This window comes from Nocardioides sp. GCM10028917 (assembly GCF_042666175.1).
GTDB lineage: Bacteria > Actinomycetota > Actinomycetes > Propionibacteriales > Nocardioidaceae > Nocardioides.
This window is the reverse complement of sequence record NZ_JBHTFL010000006.1, coordinates 18,093-40,126: the sequence shown is the minus strand read 5'-3', so window position 1 is coordinate 40,126 and position 22,034 is coordinate 18,093. Positions and strand designations below refer to the sequence as shown.

The following is a 22,034-nucleotide window of genomic DNA, read 5'->3' as shown; positions in this document are numbered from 1 at the left end:
TGACCATCCTCGTCGTCCGCGCGACGTCCGCAGGCCAGGACCACTAGCCTCGGCGCATGAAGGCCCACCGCGGACCAGGGGACGGGTGGGTCGACGAGCACCTCCAGGTGGGAGGGACGTCGGTCTACTGCCGGCGCAGCACCACCGAGGACGGCATCCCGCTCGTCCACCTGCACGGCTTCGCGATCTCCGGCGCCTACCTGATGCCGACCGCCCGAGCCCTGGCCGCTCGTGGGGTCAACGTGGTCCCGGACCTCCCCGGCTACGGGCGCAGTGAGCGCCGCGACCACGTCCTCGACATCCCGAGCCTGGCCGAGAGCACGATCGCGATCCTCGACGGTCTCGGCATCGACAAGGCCGTCCTGGTCGGGAACTCGATGGGCTGCGCCATCAGCCTGGAGGTCGCGCACGCAGCGCCCGAGCGGGTGCACCGGCTCGTCCTGGTGTCGCCCGCCGGAGGCGTCCACAACCAACCCATGGGTCGTGCGATCGGGCAGCTGGCGAAGGACGTCCTCCGTGAGAGCACGAGGATGTTTCCCGTTGCGCTGCCCGACTACGTGAGGTTCGGGCCGCTGAACGGACTGCGCCTCTTCCGCGAGCTGACCCGCTTCCCGTCGCTCGAGCGACTCCTTGACACGCCCGTCCCGACCCTCGCCGTCCTCGGGACCCGCGATCCCCTCCTGCCGCCACCCGACCGCATCCGCGACGTGGCCCGGCTCGCTCCTGAGCACCTGACGGTCGCCCTCGTCGACGGAGCGGCACACGCGGTGAACTTCAGTCACCCTGCGGAGCTCGCAGGCGTGGTCGGGTTGTGGCTCGACGACGAGGTCGGTGACGGCTCGCTCCTCCCGCACGGCGTGCGGGTGGTTGCGGCCACGTAGCCCGGCCGGCGCGCGCAACCACGTCTCCGTCAGCCTCGAGCCATCGCATCGACGCACACGGTGATGGCGAGGATCAGGGGGATGTCCTGGCCCTCGGCCAGCTGGACGCCGTACGTGTCGCGGACCCGGAACCACTTCTTGGAGACCTTTGCGACGGTGTCACCGTCTCGTTCGATCTCGTACTCGTGGTCGACGATGTTGCCGTGGGCCTTGAGGTCCTCGCCGTCGTCCACCTCGATGATGTAGTGGTCGCGGATACCGAGGAGCCGCTTGTGCACGGTCGCGGTCATCGAGCCGTGCTCGATGGTCATCTTGTCGCGCACGGAGAGCTTCTTCTCCTGGATCTTGCACAGCTCGTTGCCGCCCGCGTCCTCGAGCAGGAAGGTGTCGCGGAAGCGGGCGGCCTTGCCGTTGACCTTGAAGAGCCGGTGGCCGCTGTCGTCCTCGATCCAGAAGTCGTCCCCGATCGCGACCAGCTTCTCGCGCATGCGGAACGTGGGGCCGTCGAGGCCCCGGTCACGGAGTCCCATCGTTCCTCCCTGCTGTCGGGCCGCTGGGGCATCCCGTGCCGGGGCGCCCCGCGCTCAGGACAGCACCTTGGCCTTGGCCTGGTCGTACTCGGCGGGGGACAGGACGCCGCTGTCGCGCAGCTCGGCGAGGCCTCGCAGCTCTTCCGACACCTGGGTCGAGGGCGACCGCTGCGAGTCGTAGATCGCCATGCGCGCCATCGCCGCATCACGGTTGCGCTGGTTCATGGAGTCGCCCCTCGAGATGATGTAGACGAGGGCTCCCAGCCAGGGGATGAGGACGATGAAGATCGTCCAGAGGGCCTTCTTGCCACCGCTCAGGCTGTCGTCGCGGAAGATGTCGGCCAGGATGTGGACGAGGAGCGAGATCCAGGCCAGCAGGATCGTGAACCAGAAGATCGAGACCATCACGTCCCAAAAACCGAAGTCATCTGACATGTCTACCTACTCCTACGCTGGGGGACGGGACGGACGCCGAGTCACAGGGACGCCGCCTTTCAGTAGCCCTCGAGGGACCGACGGTCACCGTGGGCCGTGACGGCATAGATCACCAGGACGTTGACGGTGATCATGATGAGCGACCACAGGGGATAGGCCGGCATGAAGACGAGGTTGGCGATCGAGCTCGCTACCGCGAGCACGATGGCCACGATCCGGGCCCACATCGCACCCCGGAGCAGTGCCCCGCCCGCGCAGGCCACGAGGATGCCCAGGATCAGGTGGGTCCACCCCCACGTCGTGTAGTCGACGCTCACGACCAGGCCGCTCTCGCCGACCTGGTAGTAGTCCTCGTCGAAGATGCCGACGAGGCCGGCGATCGCGTGGAAGCACCCGAGGATGAACATCATGGTGCTCGCGAACGCGATCCAGCCCGACCATGCACCCGTCGAACGGTTCTCGTGGCGGTCCTGCGATGCCACCGGGGTCGGTGTCGCCATCAGCCTGCCTCCCTCTCGTCGTGCTCGTTCCTCCAGCATGAAGACACCGCAGTGGGAGGGCCTCACCCACCGAGGGTGACGCGTGGACCGCGCCGACGGAGCACCGTGGCGTGATGGTCGACGAGGAGCAAGAGTTCGAGTACGACGTCCAGCTGACCCGCCGTCCGGACGACACGCTCCGTGCCCTCTACCCCGGCATGACGGTGCGGAGCACCGAGGCCCAGACCGCCCTCCGTCGGCGGGTCGACGGACCCGAGGAGCTGAGTGCCCTGCTGGTCGAGATCGGCTCCCTGGGTCTGAGGCTGACGGACGTGCACCGGGTGACGAACGTCGAAGGTGCGGCGCTCTACGAGGTGCGGGTCGTCGGCGAGCTGGGCGGGAGCTCCCTGCGCTACCTGAAGTGCACGCACTACCCCGTGCAGAAGCAGACGCTCGTGCGGCTGACGCTGGCCGCGGGAGAGCTCCACCGGTTCCTGCAGGCGTGCACGGACTGCGGGGCAGGACTGGCACGGGTGCACCGCGTCGGCATTCCCGACCTGGTGGGCTCCGGCTAGCAGAGGCCCAGGGTCCGGCCGTGGCGCACGGCGTCCACCCGGCGGTTGACCCCGAGCTTGCCGAAGATCCCCTTGAGGTGGGTCTTGACGGTGTTCGTGGACACGAAGAGGGCCTCGGCGATCTCCTCCGTCGAGTTCATCTGCGCCAGCAGCTCGAGGACCTGGCTCTCGCGCTCGGTGAGGAGCGAGGGGCGGAGCCGGTCGGCGTCCGCGCCGAGGATCGGTCCGACTGGCGCCGGGCGCGCGGTCGCGTGGTCGTCCCCCGGGCAGGTCGCGAGGAACTCCCGGTGCTTTCGCAGCAGGACGGGGTCACGCTCCACGGTCCTGCGCAACCAGGCGCCGTCCCGCATCACCGCGCGGCGCATCCCCTCGCTCGTGGCCGAGCGGAGGGCGCGGTCGGTCAGCAGTCGCGCTCGGTCGGGTCGCCGCTGGTCCGCGGCCATCCGCGCCTCGAGCAGCCACGCCTCGATCTGCAGGGCCAGCGGAGCGTGGTCGAGGTCCGTGACTGCACGGCTGAGGACGGCCAGCGCGCCGCGTACGTCTCCGATCATCCGCCGGGCGAGCGCAGCCGTGACCATCGCCTCGACCACGGCGTGCCGGGGCACGGGGGTGAGCAACGCCATGGCGCGGTGGGGCTCGCCCGACGCGATCAGCGCCTCGGCCCGCGCGACCGTCACCAGCTCGGAGAGCCAGTCCGATCCGACGGCCGGGGCCGCATCCTCCCAAGCCGCGAGGAGCCGCGTCGCGGTCTCGGGTGCGCCCACCGAGATCGACAGCTTCGCGTCGAGCAGGACGTGGCTCGTCGCCAGCCAGGCGTCGTGCCCGCGCGCGACGCCGTCCAGCGTGTCGAGGTGGCGCCGGGCACCGTGGAAGTCCGCGCGCTCGAGGGCGACCCAGGCCTGGGCGAGGACGGCGTGAGCACGGCCCGAGTCGCCGTGAGGGTCAACGGGGCCGGACTGCGCCTGCTCGACATGGCGCTCGGCCCGCCGCAGGTCGCCCTGCAGCGCCTCCACGTGGGCCAGTGGGCCCAGGAACCGGCTGCGCGTCTCGGGGGTCGCGGCCTCCGCTCCCCGGGAGAGCACCGCGGCGACCTCGCCGCGACCTGCGTCCTCGACCCGTGCGGCCGAGAGGTGGGTCTTGAGCAGCTCGCTGAGCTCGGTGATGCTCGAGGGAGCGGTCGGTCGGACGTCCGCGAGCGGAGGCTCGACGGCCCCGGGCGCCGGGATCACCCGGGGTTCGCCCCAGGTGCCGTCGGCCCTGATCTCCACCAGTGCCCAGCCCCACGTGGGCGAGCCCTGCTCGCGGCCGGTCGCGCGGGGTCGTGGCACGGTCGGGTCGGCAACGCATGCGGGAGGGTGCGTCTGTCGTGACGGGGTCTGCCGGGCAGGGGGGTGCAGTGACATGGAGGGGCTCCCAGTTCGGCGACGAGCGGGCACCGTCACCTACCCACCTATCGGGGTGAGCCGGGAACACCCGGAGCGTGATCTCACCCGGGTGAGGCTGAGTGGACTAGATGAGGGACTGTCGCCGCGCGAGCCGCACCGCATCGGCCCTCGAGTGCGCCCCGAGCTTGCGATAGGCCGCCCGGGCATGCGACTTGACGGTGTTGGCGGACAGGTAGAGCTCCACCGAGATCTCGTGCAGGCTCAGCGGGCCCTGCATCATGCGGACGATGTCGAGCTCGCGCTCGGTGAGGGGCTCGCCGAGCACCTCCCGGGCGTCGAGGTCGTTGACGAGCTTCCTGACCGCGTCCGCCCGCGCGCGCATCGCCGTCATCCCGTCGGTGAAGCGGTTCATGCGCTGGGTGAGGTCCGCCAAGAGGTCGCGGGCGAGCGGGGCGTGTCCCAGGCGGGCTGCGATGCGCGCGCTCAGCATGAGGTGGTGGATGGGCCCCCACGCCGCCTGTGCGTTGTCGAGCCGGCGTGTCGCGAGACCGAGCTCCAGGGTGCGCATGGCGTCGTCGGACTTGCCCGCGTCGGCCTGCGCCTGGGCCAGGGCGACGTAGGCCCATGAAGCCTGAGGAGTCGCTCCCAGACCGCGGCCGTCGAGCACGTCCATGGCCAGCTCGGCGCACTCGCGTGCCTGCGGGGCGTTGCCCCGCTCGCTCTCGACGAAGCACTCGAGGGACAGGGCCAGGATGCGGATCATCCCGGGCGCGCCGTCGGTCCGGCTGGCCGCACGCAGGTGAGGGACGGCCTGGTCGAGCTCGTCCTGCAGGTAGAGGGCATGACCGAGCCCCGCCTGGGCGATGCCGAACTGGGCCGACCGGCCGTCGGTCTCCAGCTGGGCGGCGCGTCGTGCCGCGACCATCATGTCGACGGGGCCGCCGAAGCCGAGGATGGCGCGCATCTGGGCCGTGGCGGACTCGACCGACCGGGAGCCGTCCGGCAGCGGACCGTAGTCGTCGAGGCCGTCGAGGGCGCGGAGGTGGCGCGACATGCCCTGCTCGTCACCGGCCAGGCCCGCCATCCAGGCCGCGGTGACGTGAGCCGGTGGAGCGCCGTCGCCGGGACCCAGGACGTCGAGCCATCCCTGGACGGTGGCGGCCCGACCGGCGTCCACGAACCGCAACCAGTTGGCCTGGACGAGCTCGGCTGCGTCCGGGGCCCTTCCGGCTGCGAGCCAGTGCGTGATCGCCTCCGGGACGAGGCCGTGGACGGAGAACCACTCGGCGGCCCGTCCGTGGAGCTCCTCGATGCGCTGCGGGCGCGACAGCTCGAGCTCGCTGCGGGCGACGGCGGCGAAGAGCTGGTGGAAACGGAACCAGGTGCGATCCCCGTCGAGCGGCACGAGGAAGAGGTTGGCGCGCTCGAGGGCGTTGAGGATGGTCGCACTGTCAGTGCGTCCCAGCAGGTGGTCGCACAGCGGAGCTGAGAACCGGTCCAGCACCGAGACGTCGAGGATGAAGTCCCGCAGCCTCTGGGGATGCCGGCTGAGGACCTCCTCGGTGAGGTAGTCGCCGATGAACCGGTTGCTCCCGCTGAAGCGGTGCACGAAGTCGTCGGGATCCGGTCGGTCGGCGAGGGAGAGCGCGGCGAGGTAGAGGGCCGCGGGCCAGCCCTCGGTGCGCTCGACCAGCTCGGCGAGGGTGTCGTCCGACAGGGTGACGCCCGTGCGACCGACCATCTCGTGGGCTTCCTCCGGCGTGAAGGCCAGGTCCTCGGCCCGGAGCTCGGCCAGGTCGTGGGACACCCGCAACCGGCCCAGCCGGAGGCCCGGGTCGGACCGGGTGATGATCACCAGGTGAGCCTTGACCGGGAGGCTCTGCACGAGGAGCTCGACCTCCTCGTGGCGTGCGGCCGACTGCACGAAGTGGAAGTCGTCGAGGACGAGCACCAAGTCGTCCGGCATGGCCGCCAGCGCTGCCATGATCGTCATCAGCAACGTCGGCGGCGCCTGCACGGGTCTGCCGAACACCCGCGAGGGCTCGACGAGGGGCAGGGCGCACCCCGCCCGTTCGAGGGCTGCGGCCACGTGGCTCCACAGCCGCACGGGGTCGTTGTCTCCAGCGTCGAGGGACACCCAGGCGGAGTCGGGACACTTCTCGCTCTGCAGGGCCTGTGCGACCACGGTGGTCTTGCCGTATCCGGCCGGAGCAGCCACGAGGGTGACCGGACGGCGGACCGCGTGGGCCATGGCCTCCATCAGGCGCGGTCGGTCGACCCAGCTCGCGCGCCGCGACGGCGGGTGGAGCTTCACGTCCGACAGGTGGTCCATCGGCAGCAGGGCGGCGCGAGGAATCGACGGCTCCGACCCGTACGCGCTCATCGGTCAGCCTCCCGTCCCGCCGGCCCGAGTCCCCCGAGCTGCTCCTGACCTGCTGTCGACCATACGGCCTGCGGTGGGGCGGCGTCTGCACCCGGGACGGTCTTGGGACGGTCCCGGGACAATTTTCTCGGGACCTGGCTCTCCTAGTCGTCGCCGGGCTCGACGTCCGGCTCACGGCGAACGTCCACGAGCGCGAAGCCCTCGCGGCTGAGCGCGGCCAGCAGCCCATGGAGCTCGGCGTCGTCGCCCAGCACCACGTGGATGGTGCTTCCGCCGGGTTCGCGGGAGACGGTCGCGCCCTCGAAGTCGTCCAGCAGGTCGCGTGGCACTTCTCCGACGGCGCGGATCTCGAAGACCGATCTCGACATGGGGCCCTCGATTCGTCGCTGGATGCTTGACGCGCCCACCTTGCGCTACCTGGGTGGGCTACGCGTCACCCCTCGCGGGTGACGCCCGCCGCGGTGTGGGTCGAAGGGTGCCCCGGCTGGCAGGTGTGAGCCCTCGATCAGGGGCTGCTGCTGGGCGCGGAGGGCCTGATCACCAGCTCCAGCAGGGTCCCCGTCACGGCGACCACCACGGCACCCAGCAGGGCGCTGCCCGCGCCCGCGATGTCCAGGTTCGGGCTCAGGCCCGCAGTGACGGCGAAGAGGGCCCCGTTGACGAGGAGCGCGGAGGCGCCCATCCGGAGCCACGACTGGGAGCCGGCGAGCCACTGCAGCACCGGTCCGACCATCGCGTTGACCAGTCCGAAGAGCACGGACACGGCGAGATAGGTGCCCAGCCCGCCGTTGACCGCGATGCCCGGGACGAGTGCCGTCGCGACCCACACCGCCGCGGCCATGATCGACCAGTTCACGAGCACGTGGACGATGGTCAGCAGGTCGCCGCTGGTGAGGCCGCCGTCGACGACCCTGTCAGCTTGCTGCTCCGCCTGCACGGACTCCCCGGCCGCCGGGTCGGTGAGCCCGAACTGGTTCCTCAGCTGGACGAGCCATCGCGCGTCCGAGGAGTCGAACTGGGCTCCCATGACGGCGCAGCCGACGATGATGCCGGCTGACGCCAGCAGCCACCCGAGCAGCGTGATCGTGACCCCGAACAGGCCGAAGTCGGCGGTGGCCCGTTCCATCATCCCCGGCATGTAGATGGGCGTGCCGATGGCGAGGATCGTCATGCAGACCGCGGAGGCGCCCCCCGTGGCGAGCAGGCGACGCCAGTGCACCTGCCGCTCGAGCAGGAGGTAGGGGATGCACGTCCACAGCACCAGACCGATGCCGGCCTGGAGCGGGATCGTCCAGAGCCACTCGAGCGGGAACCGACTGGCCAGCTCACGGACCAGGTACGACAGGCCGATCATCACGGTGAAGGCGACCAGCCCGAGCCCGGCGTACATCGTGCTGCGCAGGCCCGCCTTGGTCCGTCCCCACGCGGCGCGGTACATCGACTGGAGCCGGCGACTGAACGCCATCGCGGAGTAGATCAGCAGCAGTGCGCTGAACACCGACACGCTGCTGGACGCCCCGGCGGGGGTGAGGAACAGGTGCTCCACGGCGTCGGCCGAGGCACCGGTCAGGTTGAACCTCCGGATGATGGACCGACTGATCACGTCCTCCTGCCCGGCCGGAGCGGCACTGGCCACGACGATGAAGAGCGGGATCAGCGCGGTCAGGGCCTGGGACGACAGCACGATGCAGCGGTCGAAACCCTCCACGAGGGCGAAGCGCCGCACGGACTGGCCGAGGAACGAGGCGGCGACCCGGCGCGACAGGGCGCTGACCTCGTCCGTGCGCTCCTCCGGGAGCAGGCGCATCAGCTCACCCCTGGCGGGCAGCGACCGTCCGTGCCGGCACGAGCGATCACCTGCCCGCCCTCGTCGCCTCCTCGACCCGCGTCCGCACGGGTCCTGACCACGCCATGCTCGGTCGCGTCGATGCCGCTGTCGTCATCCGGCGAGGGTGAGGCGAAGGGGCTGCGCGGCTCACACGTGGTGGGTGATACGCCGGCGCCCGTCGAGCCCGAGACTCGACCGGAGGCCGTGCGGACGGTGTGCCACTCCGTGCGTCGGTCACCCCGACGGGCTTGATGGCGAGGTGGATGCAGATGATCCGAGACCACCGGCGAGGGCGAGCGCGGTGACGGGCGACGTCATGGTGGTCCTGGGGGCCGGCCTCGTGCTCCTCGACTACGTGATCAAGTTCCTGGCCCTCGGGGTGCTGCCGAGCAACAAGAAGCCCTCGTCGGCCATGGCGTGGCTGATCCTGATCCTGATCGTTCCGCTGGCCGGCTTCCTCATCTTCCTCGTCCTGGGTCGTACCAGCCTGGGAAGGGGCCGGCTGGCGCGGCAGCGCGAGGCCGACGCGGCCATCCGTGCCGCCACGGAGATCCTGCCCTCGACGACGGTCTCCGAGCCGGCGTACCTCCCGTCGATGGCCATTCTCAACTACAACCTCGGTGCGCTTCCCCTCCAAGGGGGCAACCGCATCGACCTGATCACCGGGTACCACGACTCCATCGCGGCGATGACTGCCGAGGTCGCCGCGTCCCGGTCGACGGTCGAGGTCGAGTTCTACATCACGGCCTGGGACGAGGTGACCGGCCCCTTCTTCGAGGCGCTGGTCGAGGCCACCGCCCGCGGCGTCCAGGTGCGCCTGCTCGTCGACCACCTGGGGTCCAGGGGCATTCCGGGCTGGGACGACTTCGTGAAGCGCCTGGACGCCTCGGACATCGAGTGGCGGCCGATGCTCCCGGTGCGCCCGCTCAAGGGCGACTTCCAGCGCCCCGACCTGCGCAACCACCGCAAGATCCTGGTGGTCGACGGCACGGTGGCCTTCATGGGCTCGCAGAACCTCATCGAGCCGGGCTACAACAAGCCGAAGAACCATGCCGCGGGACGCGAGTGGGTCGAGCTCGTCGCGCGCGTCGACGGGCCGACGGTCAGTGCCCTGCGCGCCGTGTTCGCGAAGGACTGGTTCACCGAGACCCACGAGCGCCTGGCCGAGCAGGTCTCCGCCACGAAGCCTCAGAGCCACGCGGGAGGGGTGACGGCGCAGGTGCTGCCCAGCGGTCCGGGCTACGTCACGGAGAACAACCTGCGGCTCTTCACCGCCCTGATCTACTCGGCGCAGTCCCGCGTCTCGTTGACCAGTCCGTACTTCGTCCCGGACGAGCCGCTGCTGTACGCCGTGACGACGGCGGCTCGGCGAGGCGTGGAGGTGGAGCTCTTCGTGAGCGAGGAGGGCGACCAGTTCATGGTCTACCACGCTCAGTGCTCCTACTACCAGGCGCTGCTCGAGGCAGGCGTGCGCATCCATCTCTACCCCGCCCCGGCCGTGCTCCACTCCAAGCACTTCTCCATCGACGACGACGTCGCCGTCATCGGCTCGAGCAATATGGACCTGCGGTCCTTCGCGCTCAACCACGAGGTGTCGATGATGCTCACCGGCGCGGACATCGTCGCGCGGTTCCGCAAGGTCGAGGACGACTACCGCGCGCTGTCGCGCGAGCTGACCCTCGAGGAGTGGGGGCAGCGCTCGTTCTGGCAGCGGTACCTCGACAACACGATGCGGCTCACCGCCGCGCTGCAGTGAGAGGAGAGACCGATGGCGCGAACGACGCACGAGCTGTGGCTGGAGGACCGGCAAGGGGTGATCGACCGGGGCAGGGACAGGGCGTGGTGGCGGTGCCTGCACTGGTGCAGCGCCGTCGGCCTGCTGCTGGCGGTCGTGCAGTGGGGATGGGTCGTCCCGAGCGCGATCGTGCTCGCCGGCGTGGCGATCTCCGTGCTGCTCTTCGTCGCATGCCTGGGCAAGGTCGACCTCGCGCGGGTGCGGCTCGTGGTGGACGTGGCCGCGCTGTCGGCCCTCGCGACCGTCGGCGCGGCGGGCCTGGTCGCAGTCTCGGCCCCCGTCGGGCTGCTCGTCGTGCTCGGGCTGACGATCACGTCCCCCTCCGTACGTCGGGGGATGCGGGACGCGCGGACGGCGATGCGTCTGTCCCTCGTCCTGGCACGCGCGGCACGCAAGCGCATGGGGGAGACGCCGTGGTGACCTCGCGTCCTGTGGTCCTGCCGTGACCGACGTCGCTCGTCCCTCGGGGCAGGCGTGACCATCACTCTCACCTGGTTGGGGCACGCCACCGTCGTGGTCGACATGGACGGCGTCCGGATCGTGTCCGACCCCCTGCTGCAGCGGCACAACGGCATCCTGCGGCGCCGTGGCGCCACTCCGAGGGGCGAGGCCTGGTCGGGCGCGGACGCGGTCCTGCTCTCCCACCTCCACCACGACCACGCAGAGGTCGCGTCCTTGAGGATGTTCGACGGGGTGCCGGTGCTCACGGCACCGGAGAACGCCGTCTGGGTGGTGAAGAAGGGTCTGGCCGGGCGCGGGCTCGGCGAGGGGGAGTGGGTGACCGTCGACGACGCCGGTGACGTGGCGGTGCGGCTGGTCCCCGCGGTGCACCACTCGCGACCGATGCCGCACCGACCCAACGCGGCGAACGGTCACCTCGTCCGGGGGCCCTCAGGAGTCGTCTGGCTCGCGGGCGACACCGACCTCTACCCGGAGATGGAGAACCACCCGGAGCTGGCCGGCTCCCCGGTGGACGTGGCCGTCGTCCCGATCGGTGGATGGGGGCCGCGGCTCTCCCCGGGGCACATGGGACCGAAGCAGGCGGCGACGGCCTGCCGGCTCGTGGGCGCCCGCTCCGCGGTGCCGGTGCACTGGCAGACCCTGCACGTGCCGGTCGCCGGACGGTTCCCGCGCGGCTGGATGGATCTCGCCGGGCCGCGGTTCGTGGAGGCGCTGGCCCACGAGGCGCCGTCCTGCCGGCCGCTCGTGCTGGACATCGGATCGTCGGCCACCCTGCCCTGACGGCACCGGCCCCGGGGCTCATCCGTTGCGGGTGAAGCGGCGTCCTGCGCGCGCTCCCTAGGCTCCGAGAGGACGACTGGCCGGGTGACCACACCGGGTCGCGTCCCAACGAGCCGCAGGAGGAAAGCATGTCCAACGACCTCGACCAGCAGACCGGCGACGACCTCGATCTCATGGGTCCGATCGACTACATCGTGGTCGAGTTCCCGGGGAGCAGGATGACGGGGGAGGGCTTCCCGATCCTGCTCGACCTCGTCGAGCGCGGGCTCATCCGCATCCTCGACCTCGCCTTCGTCACCAAGGACCCGGACGGGACCATCCACGCGATCGACATCAGCGACGTCGACGGCGACGGGGAGCTGGACCTGACGGTCTTCGAGGGCGCCTCGTCCGGACTGCTCGACGAGGAGGACCTTGACGAGGCTGGCACCGCGCTCGAAGCGGGCAGCTCCGCGGGCATCCTCGTCTACGAGAACGTCTGGGCGGCGCCCTTCGCCCGGGCGGTGCGTCAGGGGGGTGGCCAGCTGGTCGCCAGCGGCCGCATCCCCGTCCAGGCCATGCTGGCCGCCGTCGATGCGGCCGACGCCGCTGCCGCCTCCGTCTGATCCACGAGAGAACAGGAACACGTCATGCCAGGTCTCATCCGCGGTGTCGCACGCACCGCCGCCATCGCCGGCACCGCCACGGCCGTGTCCAACCGGGTCTCGCGCCGACAGGCGGGCAGGTGGGCCTCCCAGGAGCAGCAGCAGTACGCCCAGGAGCCGCCGCCGCAACAGCAGTACGCCGCGCCGCCGCCTCCTGCCCAGGCCGGCATGGACGACAAGCTGGCGCAGCTGAAGGAGCTCGGTGAGCTGAAGACGGCCGGCGTGCTGAACGAGCTGGAGTTCGAGCAGCAGAAGGCGCGCATTCTCGCCGGCTGACACCGCGCCCGCCGACGCGGGCCGCCACGCCCGTCGAGGCGGGTCATCGGCACGTCGCCGTCCGCCGCGTGAAGTTCCCGACCGGTGGGTACCGGACCTCAGCGCGCGGCGTAACGGCGTGGGCCTCCACACGTTGGAGGTGCACGCGGGACTGGCCCGCGGCTCCTGAGCGAGGTGGCACGATGAGCAGCGGGTTGTGGGACTACAGGGACTCCGTCTGGGACTACCGCGAGTCCACGTGGACACTGGACCGCGACCTGGTCGGCTACGACGTCGAGGCTCCCGACGGCCGCCTCGGGGTCGTCGTCCGTGCCTCCAGCTCGTCCGCCGCGGCCTACCTGGTCGTCGACGCCGTTCCCGTGTCCACGGGGCTGCGTCTCGTGCCTGCCGGCGCCGTCGCGTCGATGGACCACGACGGCCGCACGGTCAGGATCGTCCTCACCCGACGCCAGCTCGCGGCCGCCCCGGCCTACGAGGAGGACTCCGTGGACGACTCCGTACGCGCCGTGCACGACCACTACTTCAGCAACCTCGACCCCCGCTGACGGGCCCCGGCCAGCCGGCTCGGACGAGAAGTCGCCGTGTCGGAGCGCTAGTCGCGCTCGTCGTCGAAGTGGACGGTGACCGCGTAGATGACGAGGACGTCGAGGAGGATGAGCACCCCGTACCAGACGGGGGCGGCCGAGAGGAACCCCAGGTTCGTCACGGCGCTGAGGGACGCGATCACGATGGTCGCGATCCGGCTCCAGGGCCTGCGGTAGAACAAGGCGATCCCGGTGAGGAACGCGGCGGTGCCGAGCGCCATGTGGGCGATGCCCCACCCGGCGTAGCTCCTGAACAGGAGCAGCTCCGAGGCGTCGACGTCGTACACCCGGTTCTCCAGGAGGGCGATGAACCCGCCCAGGACGTGGAAGCCGCCCAGCAGCAACAGCATGATGGACGCGAAGCCCAGCATGCCGGTCCACAGGGGAGAGGCCGGTGCATCGTCCGTCTCCAGGCGGTGCGACCGGGTGGCGTCACTGGTCATGGTGCTCCTCCTCGTCCCAACGCTGTCGGCAGCAGGCTCGCACCACATCGGCGCGGGGGACTCACCCGGCACGGGTGACGCTCACGCGCCGGGTCAGGCCCCCGACGCGCCGCCGTCGCGCTGGAGCTCGTCCATCGCCTCGACGATGGCCGCCGGCGCGTCCGCCGAGAGCTCGGCGTGCAGCAGCACGACATCCCCTCGCTCGAGCTCGCGCTCCATCGCGGGCCGTACCTCGTCGAGGTCCCCGTCGCTCGACAGCACGAGGAGGGCGGACGAGCCCGGGGTGAGCTGGGCGCCCAGCTCCTTGACGAACTCCTCGTCGATTCCGGACCTGCGCAGTCGTGCCGAGACGGACGCGACCCCGGCGCCGAGCGCTGCGCCCGCCACCGGCGCCAGGACGAGCATGCCCACCAGACCGCCCAGCACCGACGCCTTGCCGGCGCTCGCGGCCGTCGGGTGCTTCAGGTGCCCGATCACCGGCTCCCGTGCCTGCGGCATCCACGCGATCGTGATGGCGTCGTGGACGGTGAGGACCTTGCGCTCCTCGAGGCGCTTCAGACGCACCGCCGCGGCCTCGGCCCCGAAGGGGGTGTCGTAGCGCCAGACCGTGAGAGCTGTCATCGCGCTCGCCTCACCGGGCCGCGGCAGCGGAGCCCGCCGACGACGCGGCGGGGGACGGCGAGAAGGGGTGCAGCTGCTCCCGTCCACCCTGCATGACGAGGCAGGTCGACTCCGGCACCTCCCGCCAGGCGCCCTTCAGGCTGCCCAGGGGCTCGGACACGACGAGGCGTGCGTCGTCGGACAGGTGCTGGAGGGTGGGGTTGTCGGGATGCTGGAGCCGGAGGGCGCTGACGTCGGTGTTGTGGAACAGCGACCGGGACGTGCCCTCGCTGGAGTAGCGGAACGCCCACGTGGTCTCGCCGTCGGTGGTGCCGACCGTCATCTGGATCGGGTGCTCGACGCCGTGCCGTCGTCCCGTCTCCTCGATGCAGCCGACCGCCCGGGCCACCGCGCCGGGCGGGTCCTGCGCCAGCCCGTAGGTGAGGGCGAGGAAGAAGAAGAGCTCCGAGTCCGTCGATCCCTCGATGTGGGGGAACAGCGCGGGCTCCACCTCCAGCGTCAGGTCGCGCTTGACCGAGGCGAAGTCCGCGATCGCGCCGTTGTGCATCCAGAGCCAGCGCCCGTGCCGGAAGGGGTGGCAGTTGGTCTGCTGCACGGGCGTGCCGGTGGTGGCCCGGATGTGCGCGAACACCCGACCCGCGGACGCGTGGCCCGAGATCTCGCGCAGGTTGCGGTCGCTCCAGGCGGGCTCGGTACTGTGGTAGATCCCGGGCTCCTCCCCGGCGCCGTACCAGCCCACTCCGAAGCCGTCGCCGTTGACGGCCTCGACACCGAGCCGCGAGTGCAGGCTCTGCACCACGAGCGAGTTCTCCGGGGCGAAGAGCAGGTCCTGGAGGAGCACCGGCGAACCCGAGTAGGCGAGCCATCGACACATGGCGACTTCCTTTCGTTCACGGGTCGGCCGGTCCATTCCACGCGCGGGAGGGGCTCGGCGGCTCACCCGCGCAAGGTGAGGTCCGAGCCGGGGGCGGGGCCGTAGCGTCTGGCCGGACGATGGTGCGTGTCGACCCGGGCCCGGCCCTGGCCGCGACCCGACGGGAGGATCGACGCGTGAGTGAGAGTCACCGCCGCAGGGCCGCGGACACGCTGGCACGCCGCGATCCCGGCGCCATCGTGTACGGGGCCGTGGTCACGGCCGCATCGCTGGCCGCGGTGAGTGCGAACATCTCGCACGTCCAGCGGGTCGCGCTGAGCGTCGGTGCCGTCGTCGCTGTCTACTGGCTGGCCCATGTGTACACCGAGACCCAGGAGATGCTCTTCCACGGTGACCGCCGGCCGCTCTACCGCCGCACCCCCCACGCGGCGGCCAAGGAGGTCTTCATCCTCGTCGGTGCCGTGCCCGCCGTCGTCGTCTACCTCCTGCTCGACCTGCTGGGGATGTCCGCGAGCGGTGCGGCCTACTGGGCGCTGTGGTTCTCGGTGGCGTTCCTCGCCCTGATCGGCTACCTCGGCGCCCACCGGGCCGAGATCCGGGGCTGGTGGCTCCTGCTCGAGTCGGCGGGGGCAGCCTCGCTGGGCATCCTCGCGGTGCTGGGCAAGGTGTTCCTGCACTGATCACCCGGAGCAGACAGCGACGTCACACCGCCCGGACGTGCGTCTCAGAGTCGGTCCGGTTGCCCGACGTCGGTCTCGCCCCCGCGACGGGCGATGCCGCGCCGCGCCGCCGAGGTGAGCAGCCTGATCCCCAGCCCGAGCACCATCAGGTTGAGCAGCATCTGCCCGGTCACCAGCAGCTTCATGCTGTCGGTCAGCGCGACCACGTCCCCGAACCCGACCGTGGCGAAGACGGTGACGGTGAAGTACAGAGCCGTGACGTGGTCGAGGGGGCTGGAGAAGCCGGCGGGGTCGTTCTGCGAGTTCGCCACGTAGATCCGGGCGAAGATCAGCAGGTACACGGTGACCAGCACGGCGAGGGCCTCGATCGCCCGCAGGACGGGGTACCTCGACCGGATGATGGCCGGCACCTGGGCGCCGACGATGGCGACGAAGACGCAGAGCTGCAGGACCAGCCACCACACCCCGAAGCCGCTCCCCGGGCGCCTCGTCGGGATCAGGAAGTACGTCGCGCAGAGCAGCGACACGGTCAGCACGACCCTGGCCACCACGAAGAGTCCGTGCGCCCAGACCTCGCGTCGGGGAGCCGCGACCCAGGGCTGGCTCATGCTGCGCACCTTCCGGCATCCCTCCCCGGGCCCGCCTCCCCCGACGCGGGTGATGAGCGGCGGAGCGAGCGGCATGGGCCGTCCGCCCGCGGGGTACGGCGGGGCATGGACGATCGCGACCGCCCGACCACCAACCAGCCCCTGAACGCGCCCGGACCGCGCCCCAAGGTCACGCCCGTCCTGGCCGTGATCGGCCTGCTGCTGCTGATCGCGGCGATCTTCGTCGTGATCAGCCTGCTGCGCTACAACACCTGATCCTGCAGCCGGGTACGGGCGCGGGTCAGGCGGTGTCGGGAGCCCACCGGACGACGAGCAGGGCGACGTCGTCCTCCTGCTCCTCGCTCGCCATGGCACCCAGCAGCCGGTCGCAGAGATGGTCGAGGTCGGTCGTCCCGGGAGCCACCTCGGCGAGGAGCCGCTCCAGCGCCTCGATGCCGTCCTCGATGTCGCGGTCACGGCGCTCGACGAGCCCGTCGGTGTAGAGCACGAGGGTCGCGCCGGCCTGCAGCGCCACCACGCCTTCGTGGCGGGCGGCTGCGGGGTCGAAGCCGAGCAGCAGGTCGTTGGCGTCGGCGTCGGCGAGCCGGGTCACGATCCCGTGGTGGTCGACGAGCAGCGCGGGTGGGTGCCCCGCGTGGGACCAGCGCAGCAGGACCTGGGCGGCGCCGTTGCCGGCTGGGGTGACCTGCTCGAAGCGGGCCACGACCGCGGTGGCGGTGGTCTCGAGCTGCAGCGACTGCATGACCGTGTCGAGGCCGGACAGGATCGCGGCGGGCGCGTCACCGCTGTGCACGGCGATACCGCGCAGCAGGCCCCGCACCTGCCCCATCGCGGCGGCCGCCTCCACGTCGTGGCCGACGACGTCGCCGACGACGACCACGATGTCGGGGGTCGGGGCTGTGGCGTCGCCCTGCAGGAAGGCGTCGTACCAGTCCCCGCCGATGCGTGCCGCCTCGCCGGCGGGGGTGTAGCGGGTCGCGACCTGGAGTCCGCGGCGCTGCGGCGGTGCGGTGAGCATGCTGCGCTGCAGGGCCTCGGAGACGTCGCGCTGCGACTCGTAGAGGCGGGCGTTGTCGAGCGCAAGGGCAGCGCGGGCGCCGATGTCCTCGAGGAGGGACACGTCGTCGGTGGTGAACGGGGTGCGGTGGATGTCGCGGAAGACGCTGACGACGCCGACCGTCCGGCCGCGGGCCCTCAGCGGGACGACCGCGGCCGAGAAGGGCGCCAGACGGCGCAGCAGGTCGCGCGCCGCGCCGGGCTCGAGCACCGCCGCCACTGCCTCCGACGCGGAGGACTCCATCAGCACCGGCGTCATCTCGCGGATCGCCTGGGCGAGGTAGGAGCGGTCGGTCATCGCGCGCAGCCGTCGGGCGGCGTAGTCGCGCAGGACCTCCTCCATGGCGGGGTCGCGGTGCGACCAGCCGACGTCGCGCAGCCCGCGCCGCCAGTCGGCGGCGTGGGGGTCGTCGACGAGGGTCACCAGGCACCAGTCGGCGAGCTCGGGCACCAGGCGGGTGGCCAGCCGGCTGACGCCCTCGGTGGGGTCGAGGGTCGCGGTGAGGGCCTCCGACACCGACGCCAGCAGCGCGAGGCGGTGTGCGGAGCGGTCCAGCGCCTCCTGCGCGTCGCGGCGGGCGGTGATGTCGACGAAGTAGACAGCCAGGCCCTCGGGGGAGGGCCAGGCGCGCACCTCGTACCAGGCGTCCAGCGGTGGCGGGTACCAGGCCTCGAAGGTCACCGGCTCGCCCGACTCCACGGCGGCCCGGTAGTGCTCCTCGAAGGAGCTGCCCACGGCCGAGGGGAAGGACTCCCAGATGCTGGCGCCGATCAGGTGGACGCGCGTCGCGCCCAGCAGCCGCTCGGCCTCGGAGTTGACGTAGGCGAAGCGCCAGCTGCGATCGAGCTGGAAGAACGCCGACGACATCGACTCGAGGACGCGGCCGACACGGGCCTCGCCCTCGCGCACCTCGGTGGTGTTGTACGCCGCCCCGACCAGGCGGACGGGCGGGCCGTCGGGGTGGTCGGCGAAGGCGTGGCCGCGAGCCTCGATCCACCGCAGGGTCCCGTCGGGCAGGACCACCCGGTACTCCGACTCGTAGTCACCGCACGTGGCGATGGCACGCTGGAGGGCGTCCGAGACGCGGCCCACGTCGTCGGGGTGCACGCAGCGGTTGAAGGCCTCGATCGTCCCGCCGAAGCTCTCCTCGTCGAGGCCGAACAGCTCGTGGAGCCGCTCGTCCCACCGGAGGTCGCCGGTCACCAGGTCCCAGACGAAGGCACCGACGCCGGCTGCGTCGACCGCGAGGCGCCAGGCGAGGCGGTCGCTCTCCGCGTCGAGGACGGACCGCGAGGTCGGCGGCGGGGCGTCGTCGTCGGTCACAGGTCCTTCTCATGCCAGCCCGAGCCGGCTCGTGCGAGGTCGGTGGCCCACGGTCCTCGAGGCACAGGCTCAGGGTGTCACACGCGCGGGTGCGGCGCCGCCGAACGGCGCAACCTCAGGGCGTTCGGTGGACGACCTGCGCAGCGGGCGGGAGGTCCAGGACGTCCGCAGCCGCCGCTGACAGCGGGTCGGCCGGCAGCTGGGCGACCTGCTCGCGGCACCACGCGGACACCGCGCGGCTGCCGTCGAGCACGGCGGCGCGGAACGGCAGCCACGCCTCCCACCGGGCGTCGCCGACCTCGTCGGGGTCGGCGGAGACCGTCCCGGAGGTGGAGCCGACGAAGACCGGGCACATCTCGTTCTCCACGACGCCGTCCTGCTCGGCGCGGTAGCGGAAGCGGGGCAGCACGAGCCGCAGGTCGGTCACGGTGGTGCCGAGCTCCTGCTCGACGCGGCGGCGCACGGCGTCCTCGAGCCGCTCGCCGGGCGCGGGGTGGCCGCAGCAGCTGTTGGTCCACACGCCGGGGAACGTGCGCTTGTGCAGCGCCCGCTGGGTCACCAGCACGTTGCCCGCGTCGTCGAAGAGGTAGCACGAGAAGGCGAGGTGCAGCGGGGTGTCGGCGTCGTGGACGCCGGCCTTGTCGGCCGTGCCGACGGCCTGTCCGTCCTCGTCGAGCAGCACCACCAGCTCGGGCGTGGCGGTGTCGGTCGTGGTGCTGGTGTCGGTCGTGGTCATGCGGGCCTCCCCACGGGTCGGGCTAGCTGGTTGACGGCGGTGTCGAAGAGCCACGGCAGCCGGGACGCTGCCGGGACGAGACGCCGGCGGACGGCGGCGTGGGCGGTGGCCCGCAGCAGGGCGTGCGTCAGGAGCTCGTGGCGCAGCCCCAGCCGACCGGCCAGCCGGTCGTAGCGGTCGGTGCGACCGTCGGCGATGCACGCGACGGCGACGCGCGCCTGGGCCAGGCCGAGGGCGAGGCCCTCGCCGGTCAGGGCGTCGACGTACCCCCCGGCGTCGCCGACGAGGAGGACCCGTCCCGCCGAGCGCGAGCGGGCGCGCTGGCGCAACGGTCCCGCGCCCATCACCCGCGTGCGCGGACCGGTGAGCCGCTGCTGGAGCAGCGGGAAGTCGTCGATGAGCTCCTCGAAGCGCGACCCGGCCGCACCGAGGACGGCCACGCCGACGAGGTCGTCGTCGACCGGTGTCACGTAGGCCTCGGCGCGCGGCGACCAGTGCACCTCGACGTACGACGACCACGGTGCCTGCTGCACGTGGCAGCGCAGCCCGAAGCGGCGCCGACCGGTGACGGGCACGTCGAGCCCGACGAGGCGGCGCACGGGGGAGTGCAGGCCGTCGGCGGCGACGAGGTGCCGGGCCGGCTCGCCGTCGACGAGCAGGTGGTCGCCGGCGTCGTCGACGCGGGCCACGGGGCGGGGGTCGACGGCGATGCCGGCGGCGGAGACCCGCTCGGCCAGCGCGTCGTGGAGCACGGTGCGGCGCACGCCCCGTCCGGGTCCGCGGGTGAACCTCGCCGTCGCCGCGGGACCGTCGGCGCTGCCGTCGAGGTAGCGGATCCCGGTCAGCTCGCGGCCGTGCGGGTGGACGTCGAGGGCGGCCAGCTCGGCGACGGCGCCGGGCATCAGCCCCTCGCCGCACGCCTTGTCTATCGGCCCGGTGCGGGGCTCGCGCACGACGACGGAGAGCCCGGCGCGGTGGGCGTGCAGCGCCGCGGCGAGGCCCACCGGACCGCCGCCGGCCACCACGAGGTCATGCACCGGCGGCCTCCGTCCGCGGCTCGGTGGTCGCGTCGGCGCGCGGCAGGGTGGCGAGGGCCGCGTCCTCCACGCGGATGCGTACGACGAGCAGCGCGGCGTTGAGGACGGTGAAGACCAGGGCGGTGATCCAGGCGGCGTGCACCAGCGGCAGGGCGATCCCCTCGACCACGACGGCGACGTAGTTGGGGTGGCGGAGGAACCGGTAGGGCCCCGACGTCACCGGCGCCATCCCCGGCACGATGATCACGCGCGTGTTCCAGCGCCGGCCGAGGGTGACGATGCACCACCAGCGCAGGGCCTGGGACGCGACGACGAGCGCGAGCATCGACCACGCGAGCAGGGACGGCACCTGCGGCTGCCGGATCCACGCCTCCGCCAGCGCGCCGACCAGCAGCGCGATGTGCAGGACGACCATGAACGGGAAGTGGCCGAGACCGTACTCGACGCCGCCGCGCTCGCGGCTCCAGCGGGCGTTGCGGGTCGAGACGACGAGCTCGGCGACCCGCTCGAGGCCGACGAGCGCCACCAGGACGGTGAACGCGACGAGCCCGGTCACGACGTGGCCCTCAGCAGCACGAGCTCGGAGCAGAAGCCGGGTCCCATCGCCATCAGGACGCCGTGGCTGCCGGGGGCGGGTGGACGGTCGCGCAGCGTGTCCTCCAGGACGTGGAGCACCGACACCGAGGAGAGGTTGCCCACCCGGGCCAGCGACTCCCAGGTCAGCCGGACGGCGTCACGGGGCACCTCCAGGGCCTCCTCGAGGGCCTCGATCACCTTGGGTCCGCCGGGGTGGCAGACCCACCACCCGATGTCGGCGCGGGTGAGCCCGTGGTCGGCGAGGAACGCGTCGACGTCGCCGCGCACGAAGCGGCCGACGAGGGCGGGCACCTCCGCGTCTAGCACGATGCGCAGGCCGTTGCCGGTGACGTCGAAGCCCATGGTGCGCTCGCTGTCGGGGTAGAGCCGGCTTCGCGAGTCGAGGACCTCGACCGGGCCCGGTCGACCGGTCCGGGCGGACGGCCCGACCGCGACGACGGCCGCCGCCCCGTCACCGAAGAGCCCGCTCGCCACGAGGTTGGGCACCGAGGCGTCGTCGCGCTGCACGGTCAGCGAGCACAGCTCCACGGCGATCAGCACCGCGGTGTGGTCGGGATGGCCGAGGAGGTAGTCGTGGACGCGGGCGATGCCGGCGGCTCCGGCCACGCACCCCAGTCCGACGAGCGGCATCCGGCGCACGTCCTCCCGCAGGCCGACCTGGGCCGCGATGCGCGCGTCGAGGGACGGCACGGCGAGGCCCGTCACCGTCGCGGTCACCACGAGGTCGACGTCGGACGGCGTCAGGTCGGCGGCCTTGAGCGCGTCGACGAGCGCGCGGGAGCCCAGCTCGACGGCGTGCTCGATGAAGAGGTCGTTGGCGTGCCCGAAGTCGCCGAGCCCGGCGTACTGGTCGAGCGGGAGGACCGTGTGGCGTCGCTCGACCCCCGCGTTGGCGTGGAAGCGGCGCAGCAGCGACCGGTCGAGGCTGCGCTCGGAGATGAACTCCCCGAAGGCCTCGGTGATCTCGGCCTGCGGGTGCGAGTGGGGCGGCAGTGCGCCTCGTACGGAGAGGATCCTCATG

Annotated in this window: 26 protein-coding genes; 10 read left to right on the top strand and 16 right to left on the bottom strand. The window is 71.9% G+C overall.

What is annotated here, in order from left to right:
• The first annotated feature begins 56 nt into the window (after positions 1-56).
• Positions 57-881, top strand: a complete 825-nt coding sequence (locus tag ACFQW6_RS07830; protein ID WP_378542979.1) for an alpha/beta fold hydrolase — start codon at positions 57-59, stop codon at positions 879-881.
• 29 nt (positions 882-910) lie between these two features.
• Here ACFQW6_RS07830 and ACFQW6_RS07825 read toward each other — a convergent pair whose 3' ends face one another.
• From ACFQW6_RS07825 to ACFQW6_RS07815, 3 genes are read right to left on the bottom strand one after another with little or no spacing between them, the layout of a single operon-like run.
• Positions 911-1,411, bottom strand: coding sequence for an LURP-one-related/scramblase family protein (locus ACFQW6_RS07825; protein ID WP_378542978.1), 501 nt, complete (start codon positions 1,409-1,411; stop codon positions 911-913).
• A 54-nt stretch (positions 1,412-1,465) separates the two neighbouring features.
• Positions 1,466-1,846, bottom strand: a complete 381-nt coding sequence (locus ACFQW6_RS07820) for an SHOCT domain-containing protein (protein ID WP_378542977.1) — start codon at positions 1,844-1,846, stop codon at positions 1,466-1,468.
• A 59-nt stretch (positions 1,847-1,905) separates the two neighbouring features.
• Positions 1,906-2,346 carry a hypothetical protein gene (locus tag ACFQW6_RS07815; protein WP_378542976.1) on the bottom strand — a complete coding sequence of 147 codons (441 nt, stop codon included), beginning with the start codon at positions 2,344-2,346 and terminating at the stop codon, positions 1,906-1,908.
• Positions 2,347-2,459: 113 nt separating this feature from the next.
• Here ACFQW6_RS07815 and ACFQW6_RS07810 point away from each other — a divergent pair, with 113 nt between their 5' ends.
• Positions 2,460-2,900, top strand: coding sequence for a hypothetical protein (locus ACFQW6_RS07810; RefSeq protein WP_378542975.1), 441 nt, complete (start codon positions 2,460-2,462; stop codon positions 2,898-2,900).
• On the opposite strand, the gene ACFQW6_RS07805 is transcribed toward ACFQW6_RS07810, so the two are convergent.
• The 4 genes from ACFQW6_RS07805 to ACFQW6_RS07790 form a co-directional block, all read right to left on the bottom strand.
• Complete coding sequence (locus ACFQW6_RS07805; protein ID WP_378542974.1) at positions 2,897-4,228, bottom strand: LuxR C-terminal-related transcriptional regulator; 1,332 nt, start codon at positions 4,226-4,228, stop codon at positions 2,897-2,899. The two genes, ACFQW6_RS07810 and ACFQW6_RS07805, sit on opposite strands and share 4 nt — an antisense overlap.
• A 181-nt stretch (positions 4,229-4,409) precedes the next feature.
• Positions 4,410-6,668, bottom strand: coding sequence for a LuxR C-terminal-related transcriptional regulator (locus tag ACFQW6_RS07800; RefSeq protein WP_378542973.1), 2,259 nt, complete (start codon positions 6,666-6,668; stop codon positions 4,410-4,412).
• A gap of 143 nt (positions 6,669-6,811) precedes the next feature.
• Entirely contained in the window at positions 6,812-7,036 is a 225-nt protein-coding gene (locus tag ACFQW6_RS07795; RefSeq protein WP_378542972.1) for a hypothetical protein, read from the bottom strand.
• A 137-nt stretch (positions 7,037-7,173) separates the two neighbouring features.
• Positions 7,174-8,475 (bottom strand): phage holin family protein, encoded by a 1,302-nt coding sequence (locus ACFQW6_RS07790; protein ID WP_378542971.1) that lies wholly within the window; start codon positions 8,473-8,475, stop codon positions 7,174-7,176.
• A 322-nt stretch (positions 8,476-8,797) separates the two neighbouring features.
• Between ACFQW6_RS07790 and cls the strand changes: the two genes are divergently transcribed.
• The 6 genes from cls to ACFQW6_RS07760 all read left to right on the top strand — a co-directional run bounded on the left by cls (position 8,798) and on the right by ACFQW6_RS07760 (position 12,998).
• On the top strand, positions 8,798-10,252 hold the full coding sequence (gene cls, locus ACFQW6_RS07785; protein ID WP_378542970.1) for a cardiolipin synthase: 1,455 nt from the start codon (positions 8,798-8,800) through the stop codon (positions 10,250-10,252).
• Positions 10,253-10,264: 12 nt separating this feature from the next.
• Positions 10,265-10,711 (top strand): hypothetical protein, encoded by a 447-nt coding sequence (locus ACFQW6_RS07780; protein ID WP_378542969.1) that lies wholly within the window; start codon positions 10,265-10,267, stop codon positions 10,709-10,711.
• A gap of 54 nt (positions 10,712-10,765) precedes the next feature.
• Positions 10,766-11,533 (top strand): MBL fold metallo-hydrolase, encoded by a 768-nt coding sequence (locus tag ACFQW6_RS07775; protein ID WP_378542968.1) that lies wholly within the window; start codon positions 10,766-10,768, stop codon positions 11,531-11,533.
• A gap of 128 nt (positions 11,534-11,661) precedes the next feature.
• Complete coding sequence (locus ACFQW6_RS07770; RefSeq protein ID WP_378542967.1) at positions 11,662-12,138, top strand: DUF6325 family protein; 477 nt, start codon at positions 11,662-11,664, stop codon at positions 12,136-12,138.
• Positions 12,139-12,162: 24 nt separating this feature from the next.
• The gene (locus tag ACFQW6_RS07765) at positions 12,163-12,453 is read left to right on the top strand and encodes an SHOCT domain-containing protein (protein WP_378542966.1); all 291 of its coding nucleotides are present in this window, start codon (positions 12,163-12,165) and stop codon (positions 12,451-12,453) included.
• 182 nt (positions 12,454-12,635) lie between these two features.
• Positions 12,636-12,998, top strand: coding sequence for a hypothetical protein (locus ACFQW6_RS07760; protein WP_378542965.1), 363 nt, complete (start codon positions 12,636-12,638; stop codon positions 12,996-12,998).
• A gap of 47 nt (positions 12,999-13,045) precedes the next feature.
• On the opposite strand, the gene ACFQW6_RS07755 is transcribed toward ACFQW6_RS07760, so the two are convergent.
• The 3 genes from ACFQW6_RS07755 to ACFQW6_RS07745 all read right to left on the bottom strand — a co-directional run bounded on the left by ACFQW6_RS07755 (position 13,046) and on the right by ACFQW6_RS07745 (position 14,975).
• Entirely contained in the window at positions 13,046-13,480 is a 435-nt protein-coding gene (locus ACFQW6_RS07755) for a hypothetical protein (RefSeq protein ID WP_378542964.1), read from the bottom strand.
• A gap of 93 nt (positions 13,481-13,573) precedes the next feature.
• The gene (locus tag ACFQW6_RS07750; protein WP_378542963.1) at positions 13,574-14,101 is read right to left on the bottom strand and encodes a DUF1269 domain-containing protein; all 528 of its coding nucleotides are present in this window, start codon (positions 14,099-14,101) and stop codon (positions 13,574-13,576) included.
• 10 nt (positions 14,102-14,111) lie between these two features.
• A complete protein-coding gene (locus tag ACFQW6_RS07745; RefSeq protein ID WP_378542962.1) occupies positions 14,112-14,975 on the bottom strand; it encodes a class II glutamine amidotransferase in 864 nt (287 codons plus the stop codon).
• A gap of 176 nt (positions 14,976-15,151) precedes the next feature.
• Here ACFQW6_RS07745 and ACFQW6_RS07740 point away from each other — a divergent pair, with 176 nt between their 5' ends.
• Positions 15,152-15,655: a hypothetical protein gene (locus tag ACFQW6_RS07740; protein WP_378542961.1), complete on the top strand. Its 504-nt coding sequence runs from the start codon at positions 15,152-15,154 to the stop codon at positions 15,653-15,655.
• A gap of 44 nt (positions 15,656-15,699) precedes the next feature.
• Here the strand turns inward: ACFQW6_RS07740 and ACFQW6_RS07735 are convergent, their stop codons facing one another.
• Positions 15,700-16,263, bottom strand: coding sequence for a potassium channel family protein (locus ACFQW6_RS07735; RefSeq protein WP_378542960.1), 564 nt, complete (start codon positions 16,261-16,263; stop codon positions 15,700-15,702).
• A gap of 105 nt (positions 16,264-16,368) precedes the next feature.
• Between ACFQW6_RS07735 and ACFQW6_RS07730 the strand changes: the two genes are divergently transcribed.
• Positions 16,369-16,518, top strand: a complete 150-nt coding sequence (locus tag ACFQW6_RS07730) for a hypothetical protein (protein ID WP_378542959.1) — start codon at positions 16,369-16,371, stop codon at positions 16,516-16,518.
• A 25-nt stretch (positions 16,519-16,543) separates the two neighbouring features.
• Here ACFQW6_RS07730 and ACFQW6_RS07725 read toward each other — a convergent pair whose 3' ends face one another.
• From ACFQW6_RS07725 to ACFQW6_RS07705, 5 genes are all read right to left on the bottom strand, one after another.
• Entirely contained in the window at positions 16,544-18,643 is a 2,100-nt protein-coding gene (locus ACFQW6_RS07725) for a SpoIIE family protein phosphatase (RefSeq protein ID WP_378542958.1), read from the bottom strand.
• 115 nt (positions 18,644-18,758) lie between these two features.
• The gene (gene idi / locus ACFQW6_RS07720; protein WP_378542957.1) at positions 18,759-19,379 is read right to left on the bottom strand and encodes an isopentenyl-diphosphate Delta-isomerase; all 621 of its coding nucleotides are present in this window, start codon (positions 19,377-19,379) and stop codon (positions 18,759-18,761) included.
• Positions 19,376-20,416 carry an NAD(P)/FAD-dependent oxidoreductase gene (locus ACFQW6_RS07715; RefSeq protein WP_378542956.1) on the bottom strand — a complete coding sequence of 347 codons (1,041 nt, stop codon included), beginning with the start codon at positions 20,414-20,416 and terminating at the stop codon, positions 19,376-19,378. The genes idi and ACFQW6_RS07715 overlap by 4 nt, the downstream gene beginning before the upstream one ends.
• On the bottom strand, positions 20,409-20,972 hold the full coding sequence (locus ACFQW6_RS07710) for an isoprenylcysteine carboxyl methyltransferase family protein (RefSeq protein ID WP_378542955.1): 564 nt from the start codon (positions 20,970-20,972) through the stop codon (positions 20,409-20,411). The genes ACFQW6_RS07715 and ACFQW6_RS07710 overlap by 8 nt, the downstream gene beginning before the upstream one ends.
• The gene (locus ACFQW6_RS07705; protein WP_378542954.1) at positions 20,969-22,033 is read right to left on the bottom strand and encodes a type III polyketide synthase; all 1,065 of its coding nucleotides are present in this window, start codon (positions 22,031-22,033) and stop codon (positions 20,969-20,971) included. The genes ACFQW6_RS07710 and ACFQW6_RS07705 overlap by 4 nt, the downstream gene beginning before the upstream one ends.
• Position 22,034: the final 1 nt, after the last annotated feature.